The organism is Bacillus cereus group sp. BfR-BA-01430 (assembly GCF_022663115.1).
Lineage (GTDB): Bacteria > Bacillota > Bacilli > Bacillales > Bacillaceae_G > Bacillus_A > Bacillus_A cereus_BD.
In genome coordinates, this window is the sequence record NZ_JAKUEW010000023.1 from 29,002 (window position 1) to 41,269 (window position 12,268).

Consider the following 12,268-nt stretch of genomic DNA (forward strand, 5'->3'; position numbering starts at 1 on the left):
AGGAGAATCTTCATGGGCAGCTTTTTATTTTTGCAGTAAATTCTTCATATATAAATAAAATTCATGAAAATGTTTGGAAATATTATATTTCCTTAATAAAATATTTTACTTGATAAAATAAAAAGTGTATTGTTTTCGGTAGATTACGAGTGGGAAATAAAAAAAGGAAAGTGAAAAATATCCAGTAATAGAAAATGTTTATCAACATCTGAAAATTCTGAATACAAGAAAAAGAATTGAAATGTTGTGGGATTAATTGCTAATATACCCTTGTATTACCAATTAATTGAAAAGGGGGATTTTTAAATGAAACTAAAAATGAAAGTGAAAAAGGCTACGCAACAAGATAATCAATGTGTATGTTTATTATTATGCTAGTCTGAAAAAAGAAGGTGTGCAAGCACCTTCTTTTTCAATGGAATGGGGAGAAAAAGATGAGATTAAAAACAAGTTTGAATTTTAGAGGGTATCCAAATAGAAATGAAATTGTTTATTACGATGGCGAAGAACGAGTGATTGAAGTGAATGAATTTGAAAAACTATGGTCCTTACTAAAAATTTTAGAAAGCCCGAAAGAAGATGTTCATACAAAAATACAGGAATGGAAAAATAAAAACGACATAGAGGATGAGGAGTTACATCATATTCTCCAATTTATAAATGAGAATGGAATGTTATATGAAAAGCGTTGCGAAAAAATGGATGAGGAACAATTATATAATATAAGAAACTTTCATTATTTCAGTACACACGATTCTACTATACATGCAGATGCGATTGTTCAAAAGATAAACAAGATAAAAGCAGTTGTAATCGGGGCTGGAACGATTGGTGCAACATTATGTATGACGTTATCTAAACTTGGTGTTGGAGAGATTATTGTTATCGATTTTGATACGGTACAACTAAAAAATATTAGAGCGCAGACAATATTTCAAACAGAAGATATAAACAAGAAAAAAATACATGTTATTCAAGAAAAACTAAAGAAAATGGATCCATATGTTAAGGTTCAAGTGTATGATATGAAAATCGAAACAATCAACGATTTGTTACAAGTAAACTTACATGATGTACATTATATTTTTGGATGTTTTGATGAATCTTCACTTCAATTGCAAAAAGATATAATGAATTATTGTGATAAGGAAAAGATTCAATATTATTTGATGGGATATCATAATGATTTTGTCAAAGTGTTTCATGTAAGCAAACGGAATGATGGAGAGAGACTGCTTGAAGAGAGTTTTCAAAACTATCATACAGAATATGTTATTCGAGAAAATAGGGGGACGATCATTCAAAGCCTAGCTGTTTCGCTTATAATTAGTCGGATTTTATTCGAGGATATAACAAATAGCAGTTGTACGGTGCCAAGTGGGTATCATTTTGACTTTATTACATTTCAAACTTCTCATAACCGTCAATCTATCCCGAGAGAACCATTCGTTCAATCATTACAAAGAATTATGCCTTTTGATCAAGAACAACTAAGTCGGAAGATAGAATTCATTTTAAATATTGTTGATAAAAAAGAGAAAGTGACGATTCTTCCGAAAGTAATAGAAATGGATATTTTATCTATGCACCAAGTATTTGATATTTTATTCTATATGGATCAAATTGCTAGCTTACAGTTAGAAGATCACTACAATAAATTTATAAAGATGATGAATGAAATAGAAGAAACGGAAGATCCAGAAGACAATGAAGATGAATACGAGCAATATCTCCAATTCATTCGTAGTATGAAAATAAATTATGAAGATGGGGTATACACTATATTTGAAATTTTTGAAATGATTCGTAACACAAAGGATTATGAAGAAAAGAAAAAAATGCAAAGTGGAATCTATGAAGTATTGAAACAGAATGGTGATACACTGCTTTCATTTTTTGTAAACAGTAAGAAGAAGTATTTATCTTTAGAAATCCCAAATTACTACATGGAAGTCTTTGGCGTTAAAGAGGAAACGTTACATATACTCGAAAATGAATTACAAAAGAAGTTCCATACATTACTCACGAAAAGTTTATCTATGATGTTTTCAAATTCATTTCATGAAATTGGCGTAGATTTTTTATCATATAATGAAGAAGAACGCAGTATGATTACACTGGATGAGGCAAAACATTTCATCGTTACAAGTTTAGAGAAATCTGGGAAACATCATTTTGTTCGTTATATAGAGCGAATGTTCGAGGAGAATTTTATACAAGTATATAATAATGTTGAAGTGAATAAAACATACTATTTTCCAAGTATGAAAGAGAGTAGAATTTTATTTAACTATCATAATGATATGGATAGTTTATTTGTACTATGTCATGAATTGGGACATGCTTATTTTAACCAAAGTTATGGACATACATTTTTTGACGATAGTACACAATTAGTTAACGAAATGATGGCATACTATTTTGAAATCATTTGTATTCAATCCATGTTAGGAAATGAAGAGATACAGATTGAAATGAAACAAGAAATAGCACGACAATATATAAAAAGAATACATCAAACGGTCTTATCCACATACGGAGTTCACTTGTTAGAAAAAAGATTAGTTAAGCATATAGAGGAGCGCGGAACCATTTCGTTACTCGACTTTTTGAAAATTCGTGATGAATATAATCAACATTCTTTTTTTAAAGGGATCAAATTTAAAAATGAAAAGTATTTTTATTTAAATCCACTTTTGAAATCTTCATTTATGCTTGAATTTGGAGAGCATCTTTTACCCCCGATGGCATATTTACTTGCGGTTAGTTTATACAATGACCGAAGTGAAACAAGTATTCCAAAAGATATTCAAATGCAAGAGGCTATATGTAATGGGGTATATTGTACAGAAGAGTTTTTATCTTATGTAGCAAAGGATGTTCCTTATGATGAACGTATGAAACAAGCGATTCATGTGCTTTTAGAACTGTTTTGTAAACTGGAATCATTTATGATGAAGGATGAAGTATATTCCAATTAAAAATAAAAAAGTTATGAATAGAGACAGGTCTCCATTCATAACTTTTTTATTTTATTTCGAAATTTAGCGAGAAAAGAAGACTTATGTAAGAGGAGTCATATTGCTAAACTTTTCAAGGAAAAGGGTGTAGAATGGTTATCTAAGAAAGAAGGTGTGAAAATGGCCAGCTGGAAAAGAAATTTAATGATTTGTTGGCTTGGTTGTTTTACCACTGCAGCCGGTATGAGTTTAGTAATTCCTTTCCTATCCTTCTATATTGAGAAACTTGGCGTGACTGGAACTTCTAATATCGCACAGTGGTCAGGGATTGCATTCGGGGTAACATTTTTAATGGGTGCCATTGTATCGCCTTTATGGGGGAAACTTGGTGATACACATGGACGGAAATTGATGCTTATTCGTGCTAGTCTCGGTATGGCGATTATTATGACGCTTATGGGATTTGTGACAAATGTGTATCAATTAGTTGCCCTTCGCTTTTTAATGGGAGCGGTATCTGGTTTTCTTTCTACAGCAATGACATTTATTGCTGCAGAAACACCGAAAGAACATTCTGGTTGGGCGATTTCTACAATCTCAACAGGAGGGGTTAGTGGTTCCTTACTTGGACCAATGCTCGGTGGGTATTTATCAGAGTTAATTGGTATGCGACATGTATTTTTAGTAACAGGAGCTTTTTTATTTCTATCCTTTATCATCGTCTTTTTCTTTTTAAAGGAAGAAAATCGTTCTGTTCAAACGAAAAAAGCGCAACCGAAAAAAGTATGGACGATGATTCCAGCAAAACATTTTATTATGAGTTTATTTGTGGCTACATTTATAATTCAACTTGCAAATATGTCGATACAACCTATTATTACATTATATGTAAAGCATTTAGCGGGGGCGCACACAGCGCATATTGAAACCATCGCGGGGGCAGTCATGTCCGCAACAGGATTGGCTGTAATTTTAGCAGCTCCTCGATTAGGACGTTTATCCGATCATATCGGTCCGCAAAAAACATTAATTGTAGCTTTATTTGTTGCAGGGATTGTTTTTATTCCACAAGCTTTTGTGACCTCTGCTTGGCAATTGTTAATTTTACGATTTCTTTTAGGAATTGCACAAGCTGGATTATTACCTTCTGTACAAACGCTACTAAAAAAACACACACCGAATCACATAACTGGACGTATTTTTGGATATAATCAATCCTTTCAATTTTTAGGAAATATGATTGGTCCCGTACTTGGAGGGCAGATAGCCGCACATGCTGGTTTTCAATATGTATTCTTTTCAACTGCCGCGCTGTTATTTATAGCTTGTATTTGGGTATATTTCCATAATAGAAATGCAGAAGTGACAGAAAAAGAGGGATTGAAAGTTAGTTAACAAGGTGAAAAAATATGAAGTGAAACATAGTTTATATAGTTTACGTTTATAAGAATCGAATTTTAGGACATTAGAAAAAGCACATCTCCATAAATATGTGATGTGCTTTTTCTGTATCGAACTCCGTTAACAGAACTGTTATCGTTCGTTCTGTTAACGGGAATATATAACTCAAACAAAGATGGTAATAAAGCGATAATTCATTTAAGAGAATGTAAAATTATCATAAAGCTAACCAAGTTGTTGTTTAGGAGGATTTTTATTTACCATGGTTTACTCAGAACACAAAGTATCATCATGATAAGTTGATATTTGGAAGGAACTTATGTTTAAATCTATCTGACTTGAAAGATTTTGTCGGCAATAGATTTTTTTAATACCTTTAACTTTCTAGTTATGAATTTTTTTATATGGAATGTTACTAACATGTCTACATTTCCATAACAAAGAATGTAAAAATAGCATTACCATCTATTGTTTGACAATTGCATTTTAAGCAAACTCTAGTGAAAAAATCAATAGTTTAAAATAAAACTTTCGACGAAATTTTCAAGAGCATTCTTCCTCAAGTATGTGAAAGGTATAATCCACTTTCGTCGCAGAACGGAGAAGATTTTGCTTTCAGTATTGCTAATCCGCGAGTAGTGCACTTTCTCTAATATAAAGTGAATCTTTAATCAGTGAGGGGGTTCTTCCCCCTACTGATTATGAGCCCTTATGAATCAGGCTGTTACTGCCTTAAAATAACGGGATAAATTAAAACTGAAAGCAAAGATAGCTTAATGTTCCAAGTTCATAGCTACGATGAATGACTTTTCCTTTCATATCTCCGCTACCCATAGCGATGAAAAGAGGGACAAAATGTTCCGGTCTTGGAACGGCTAAGTGTGCATGAGGAGCATTCGTTTCCCAATGGAATAAAGAATTGGTATCATTTTTTTCTACATGATGAATGATCCAATCATCGAACTCTATTGCCCACTTTTCAGCTTCTGTTTGACCCCATTTCAGTGCTCGTAAGTTATGAACTGTAACACCGCTACCAATTACTAAAATATCTTCTTGACCAAGTCCTTGGATAGCTTGACCAATCTCAAATTGCTCTTTTGCTGGAAGGAATGGATGCACGGAAATTTGAATAACAGGTATATTTGCTTTTGGATACATACGGTGAAGTAGCGTCCATGAACCGTGATCTAATCCGCGAGTCATATCTTTTCGCACAGGAATCCCTTTATTTTTAAATTTTGCTTCTAATAATGATGCGATGGTAGAAGAACCTTTTGCTTTATATTTGATTTCGTATAATTCGGGAGGGAATCCTCCAAAATCGTAAATCGTTTCATATTCATCATCAGAGGATGAAATTGTTAATATTTCACTTTCCCAATGAGCTGTAAATATAACAATTGCTTTCGGTGTATATGTTTCGCCAAGTGTTTTTAGAAAACGTGTATAATCTGTATCTTGAATCGCAAGCATGGGTGAACCATGAGCTAAAAATAATGATGGCATCATAAATGAACCTCCTAAAATTATATAGTTACTTTATGTTAGTAACTATATAATTTTAATATCTATACGTCAATACATTTATCAATTCATTTGCTAGAAGAATCATAGTAAGAGATATTCATATCGAAAAGTACATCAAACAGGAAGTGTTTGTCAGGGTAGAGAGAATTACATATAATACATAATAAGAATTATGAATACTCATTCATTTTATGATGTATATGGAATAGATTTAGGGGGCGATCACAATGAAATTACAAGAAAGCTTCGTTACGGTATCAGATGGATCTGAAATTTATTTATACAAGTGGCTACCAGAAAACGAGCCTCGAGGCATTATACAAATTGCCCACGGCATGACAGAACATGCAGGGGTTTATACAGAATGTGTTGAGGCATTTATACAAGCTGGATATGGTGTTTATGCTCATGATCATAAAGGCCATGGAAAGACAGTAAAGAGAGAAGACGATTATGGGCACTTTGCACCAAATGTAGGTTGGGATCAAGCTGTTTCTGATATTATCTTTGTATCGGAGTTCATTCGAAAGGAACAAACATGTCCGCTTTTTTTATTAGGACATAGTATGGGCTCCTTTTTGTCTAGACGCGCTGTACAACTTCGGGGCGAATTATATGATGGTTTTCTTATTTCTGGGACAGGTGGAAACCCAGGGATGTTAGGGAAAATAGGTCATAAAATAGCAACGATTGAAATGAAGCTTCGCGGTACAAAAATGAAAAGCCCGATGTTAAACTTTTTATCGTTTGGAAATTTTAACTCGCATTTTAAACCAAATCGAACAAAGTTTGATTGGTTATCTTCTGATACAAGTCAAGTTGATAAATATATAGAAGATCCATTGTGCGGATTTATTTGTTCAACAAGTTTTTACCGTGAATTATTTAAAGGTGTACTTGAAGTGAACAAATTAAAGGAATATGAGAAAACGCCTAAAGATCTGCCTATTCATATTTTTTCTGGAGATCGTGATCCAGTAGGGAATATGGGGAAAGGTGTAAAAGAAGTATATGATGCATATAAAAAATGTGGTATAAAAGATGTAACACTTCGCTTATATGAAAACGGGAGACACGAAATGTTTCATGAAGTAAATCGAGAAGAAGTTTTTCAAGATGTAATCTCCTGGCTAAATGAACATACTGCGTAAGAAAAGCTCTCACTGAAGTATAAATGGGAGCTTATTATTTAAATATATATTTTTTGTGATATACAGAATGATTATAGATTAGTAGTTTACATGAAAGGAGAACGATTGATGATAATTCGAGAAGCAATATTAGAAGAAGCAAATGAACTAAGTAAACTCGCGCTTCGTTCAAAGGCAACGTGGGACTATAGTGTACAATTTCTAGCAGCTTGTAAGGAAGACTTAACAATTACGGAAGCATATATAAAAATCAATTATGTTTATGTTTTAGAAAATGAGGGAGAAAAAATTGGTTTTTTCTCATTTATACGTAAAGATAGAGATGTTCTTGATTTTCTCTATTTACATCCGCATTACAAGGGGAAAGGGTATGGAAAAATGTTATGGAAAGCTGTTGTAGAAAAAGCAATTGAATTAGGGATCACATGCTTTATCATTGAGAGCGATCCAAATGCAAAAGGATATTATATGAAAATGGGAGCAAAGTTAATTGGAGAAACGCCTTCAACAGTATTGAAAGGTCGGAGTTTACCTCTTTTACAGTATGATGTATAAAGCGGTTCATATATGGGGGATGATGAAATGGAAGAGTTAACATGGGAGGAAATATGTAAAGTGCTCATGAAATCGTGGTCACTTGAAACGAGATCAAAATGGTCAGAAAGAAATCCAGCGAAAGGACAATGCGGTGTAACAGCACTTGTAGTAAACGATTTCTTTGATGGGGAAATAAAGAAGACGAGAGTCGGTGAAGATTGGCATTTTTATAATGTGATAGATGGCAGGAGATATGATTTTACAGCAGCACAATTTAAGGAGGAAATCATTTAAGAGGATACGATTTCAAGTAGAGAAGAAGCGTTTGCGGATACAAATAGAACACAATATAATGCGTTAAAACAAAATGTATGTAGGGAATACAAGAAACTTTTGACTCTTTAAATTAAGTGAGTTACTATAATGGTGGTAACTTATTGAAGTGGAATGATATTTTAAAGAATCGAGAGGGGAAATATTTTTGAAAACAGCTTATGTAAGCGCTACAATTTTGACGCTCAATGAACAAAATGAAGTATTTGAAAATGGATATATCATTGTAGAAGATCATACAATTATAGAAGTGCAACATGGAGACTTTTCTAAACACGATCAAGTGGATGAGGTCATTGATTTAAAAGGAAAATGGTTATTGCCAGGTCTTGTGAATACACATACTCATGTTGTAATGAGTCTTTTGCGCGGCATCGGGGATGATATGTTATTACAACCGTGGCTTGAAACGAGAATTTGGCCTCTTGAACGTCAATTCACTCCAGAACTTGCCGTTGCGAGTACAGAACTTGGTTTGTTAGAAATGGTGAAAAGTGGGACAACGACCTTTTCTGATATGTTTAACCCAATTGGTATCGATCAAGATGCGATTATGGAAACGGTTCGTAATAGTGGAATGCGTGCAGCAGTTTCAAGAACGTTATTTAGTTTTGGTACAAAAGAAGATGAGAAAAAAGCAATTCAAGAAGCAGAGAAATATGTGAAACGATATCATCGTGAACATGATATGTTAACAACGATGGTTGCACCTCATAGTCCATATACATGTTCTACAGAAATGTTAGAAGAGTGTGCAAGAATTGCAACGGAAAACAATACAATGGTTCATATTCATCTTTCAGAAACAGAGCGCGAAGTACAGGATACTGAAAAGCAGTATGGGAAACGCCCTGTAGAATATATAGCGAGCTGCGGTTTATTTAAAAGGCCAACAGTCATTGCGCATGGTGTTGTGCTAAATGAAAAGGAGCGCGCTTTCTTAGCAGAACATGATGTGCGTGTAGCGCATAATCCGAATAGTAATTTAAAGCTTGGGTCTGGAATTGCAAATGTGAAAGCAATGCTAGAAGCGGGTATTAAAGTAGGGATTGCAACTGATAGCGTGGCATCTAACAATAATTTAGATATGTTTGAAGAAATGCGTATTGCAACTTTATTACAAAAAGGAATTCATCAAGATGCAACTGCATTACCAGTTGAAACGGCTCTTTCACTCGCAACAAAAGGAGCAGCAGAAGTAATTGGGATGAAACATACAGGTTCTATTGAAAGAGGAAAGTGTGCTGATTTTATTACGATTGATCCAGCAAACAAGCCTCACTTGCAACCGGCTGAAGAGGTATTATCCCACCTTGTTTATGCAGCAAGTGGAAAAGATGTGTCTGATGTTGTCATCAATGGAAAACAAATTATGTGGAACGGCGAGTGCAAAACATTAGATGAAGAGAAAATCATTTTTGAGGCTAGACGTTATAAGCACGGTTTGAAAATGTAATTCGTATAAGAATGTTCATACAGAATGCTATTTTTTCGTGAAATCGAAAAAATAGCATTTTTAAATTGATAAAAGGACAAATATTCATGGAGGTGTAACACTTTTTCAGTAAACTTTCTGCTATAATAAAGAGCGTTTTATAATAATGATTGAATGTAAGGAGAATAATTCATGAAGCAAGAAAAGAGTCGCTTACTTATGCTTACCATTATGACATTTTTTATTTTAGCAGCTTGTAATAAAAGCGAGGATAAAATACATAAAGAAGCTCAAAAACAAGTGTTAAACGTAACGATAGCCGAAGAAATTCCATCTCTTGATGTAGCGAAAGCAATGGATGGCACATCGGCACATGTAATGCAAAATATATTTGAAGGATTATATGTATTAGATCGTGATGATAAACCGATTCCTGGTGTTGCCGAGTCATTTGAGAAAAGCGAAGATGGTAAGAAATATACATTTCATTTGCGCAAAAATGCAAAATGGTCCAATGGTGAATCGGTAACTGCACATGATTTCATTTTTTCTTGGAAGCGAACATTAGCCTCTGACACAGCCTCACCCTATGCTTACATGTTATTTGACATGAAAAATGCAAAAGAAATAAATAAAGGTGAATTACATGTAGATCAACTGGGAGCGAAAGCGTTAGATGATTACACATTAGAGGTACAATTAAATAGGCCTATTCCTTATTTTCTACAATTGTTAACATTGCCGATTTATTTACCGCAGCATGAATCATTTGTGAAAGAACAAGGGGAACGTTATGGGTTAGAACCTAACCATCTTATTTATAATGGAGCATTTGTACTAGAGGAATGGAAGCATGAGCAAGAGTTTCAGTTGAAGAGAAACGACACATATTGGGATAAAGAAAAAGTGAAATTAGACGAAATAAATTTTCACATTGTAAAAGATACAGCGACAGCTGTCAATTTGTATGAATCTGGCGTACTTGATCGAGCACCTATTAATTCTACCTTTGTAGATCGTTATAAAAATAACCAAGAGTTGCACATGTCAAGTGAATCAGCGATCGCTATGCTTCGCTTTCATGAAGGACATGTATTACTAGTAAACAAAAAAGTTCGCCAGGCCATTTCATTTGCCATAAATAAAGAAGAAATGGTAAATCATTTTATCAATAATGGTGCGGTTCCTGCCTATGGTTTAATTCCTAGCGGATATGAAAATGAAGTAACTAAAAAAGATTTTCGGAAGGAAAATGGAGATATCGCAGGTTATGATGTTGAAAAAGCAAAGGAACTTTGGAGTGAAGCGAAAAAAGAGCTTGGTACTGAAAAGGTTACGATAGAATTTCTGACATTTGAGCAGGATAATGCAAAACGTATAGCGGAGTATATAAAAGGAGAGTTAGAAAAACATTTAAGCGGTTTAACATTACAAATTAAACAGCAACCATTCAAACAAAAATTACAATTAGAGCAAACTGGACAATACGATATTTCAATGGTCGTATGGGGGCCTGATTATAAGGATCCAATTAATTATTTGGAATTATTTACGACAGATAGTCCGAATAATCGGATGCAATATTCTAATCTCGATTATGACAACCTAATTAAGCAGGCTAAATATGATATTGTATTAGATGCAAAGAAAAGATGGGAAGCCTTGCAACTAGCGGAACGAATCGTATTGGAAGATGCAGCTGTGGCACCTCTTTATTATAAAGGTTCTGCATATATGCAAAAAGAATATGTAAAAGGCATTGAAGAACATCAATTCGGTGGCATATATACGTATAAATTCGCCTATGTAAATAAAAAATAATAGAGATTTGCTACAAGAAAGAGTAGAGTGCTGGAGTTAAAAGTGCTTTACTCTTTTTTATTGCTCTCATTTTCTCGAATGTAAAGGAACTTACTTTTTGATAACTAGAATTTTTTGAGTTCAAGATATTTGGTAACAACTCTGCCACGTTTGTGAGTTTTCTGATGGAAGATATGTTTGTTTTCACTCTCTAAAATATGGAATGAAAATGTAAAGAGACTTAAAAAACTTATGGAAAAGAAAAGATGTTAAAATAGTTTTTGTGGAATATATTTCTAAAAAGATTAAAGAGGCTGGAATATGAGACAACAATTTATTTTAATTGTAGATGATGATGCGGATATTGTTCAATTCATTGAGGTGCATTTGGAACAAGAAGGATTTCAAGTTTTAACGGCTTATAATGGAATAGAGGCATTAAAGATAATCGATACACATGATGTTCAATTAGTGATTTTAGACATTATGATGCCTTCTATGGATGGAATAGAAGTTTGCCGAAGAATAAGAGAGCGACAAAATATACCTGTTATGTTCTTAAGTGCGAAATCAACAGATATAGATAAGGTTATTGGATTAAGTACAGGAGCGGATGATTCTAATTCTATGGTTGGGAATCACATATATATACGTTTAGATGAAACAGGAACATATTTAGTACTAGCCCATTTGAAGAAAGGATCCGTACGAGTGAAGAAAGGCCAACATATAAAAGAAGGTACAGTCATTGCGAATGTTGGGAATTCTGGAAATTCTAGTGAACCCCATTTACATATACATCATCAGCGGCAAGATCCATCGAAAACAAGTATATTTCTAACGGAAGGACTTCCTTTATATTTTCGAGGGATTCAAGGTCCTGCAGCGCCAAAAGGTGGCGTTCGAATAGAGCATGGAAAAGATGTTCCAGTAGGGGACATTATTACTCCGCTATCTCTCTAATTTTGGTGAAAAGAGAGCGGGAAAGAAGAAAAAAGATCTCATCTATATGAACTGTACCCCGAATCGTGGACACTTAAAAAAAGTCCATAATTCGGGGTTTTTGTGTATTTTTATAAGCAAACCTCGTTATAATGGATACAACGATATAAGTGAGGTAC

At 33.8% G+C, this 12,268-nt stretch carries 8 protein-coding genes and 1 pseudogene; 8 read left to right on the top strand and 1 reads right to left on the bottom strand.

Annotation, left to right across the window (positions count from 1 at the left end):
• Positions 1-434 precede the first annotated feature (434 nt).
• The gene (locus tag MR058_RS21635) at positions 435-2,981 is read left to right on the top strand and encodes a ThiF family adenylyltransferase (protein ID WP_242145793.1); all 2,547 of its coding nucleotides are present in this window, start codon (positions 435-437) and stop codon (positions 2,979-2,981) included.
• 159 nt (positions 2,982-3,140) lie between these two features.
• Positions 3,141-4,355, top strand: coding sequence for a multidrug efflux MFS transporter (locus tag MR058_RS21640; RefSeq protein WP_242145794.1), 1,215 nt, complete (start codon positions 3,141-3,143; stop codon positions 4,353-4,355).
• 756 nt (positions 4,356-5,111) lie between these two features.
• Here MR058_RS21640 and MR058_RS21645 read toward each other — a convergent pair.
• A complete protein-coding gene (locus MR058_RS21645; protein WP_242145795.1) occupies positions 5,112-5,873 on the bottom strand; it encodes a DODA-type extradiol aromatic ring-opening family dioxygenase in 762 nt (253 codons plus the stop codon).
• A 245-nt stretch (positions 5,874-6,118) separates the two neighbouring features.
• Between MR058_RS21645 and MR058_RS21650 the strand changes: the two genes are divergently transcribed.
• The 6 genes and pseudogenes from MR058_RS21650 (at position 6,119) to MR058_RS21675 (ending at position 12,110) form a co-directional block, all read left to right on the top strand.
• The gene (locus MR058_RS21650; protein WP_242145796.1) at positions 6,119-7,042 is read left to right on the top strand and encodes an alpha/beta fold hydrolase; all 924 of its coding nucleotides are present in this window, start codon (positions 6,119-6,121) and stop codon (positions 7,040-7,042) included.
• A 108-nt stretch (positions 7,043-7,150) separates the two neighbouring features.
• Entirely contained in the window at positions 7,151-7,597 is a 447-nt protein-coding gene (locus MR058_RS21655; protein WP_242145797.1) for a GNAT family N-acetyltransferase, read from the top strand.
• A 27-nt stretch (positions 7,598-7,624) separates the two neighbouring features.
• A pseudogene (locus tag MR058_RS21660) lies at positions 7,625-7,984 on the top strand (YunG family protein).
• A gap of 76 nt (positions 7,985-8,060) precedes the next feature.
• Entirely contained in the window at positions 8,061-9,368 is a 1,308-nt protein-coding gene (locus tag MR058_RS21665; protein WP_242145798.1) for a bifunctional S-methyl-5'-thioadenosine deaminase/S-adenosylhomocysteine deaminase, read from the top strand.
• A gap of 171 nt (positions 9,369-9,539) precedes the next feature.
• Complete coding sequence (locus tag MR058_RS21670) at positions 9,540-11,168, top strand: peptide ABC transporter substrate-binding protein (RefSeq protein ID WP_242145799.1); 1,629 nt, start codon at positions 9,540-9,542, stop codon at positions 11,166-11,168.
• 300 nt (positions 11,169-11,468) lie between these two features.
• Positions 11,469-12,110 (top strand): response regulator, encoded by a 642-nt coding sequence (locus MR058_RS21675; protein ID WP_242145800.1) that lies wholly within the window; start codon positions 11,469-11,471, stop codon positions 12,108-12,110.
• The last annotated feature ends 158 nt before the right edge of the window (positions 12,111-12,268 follow it).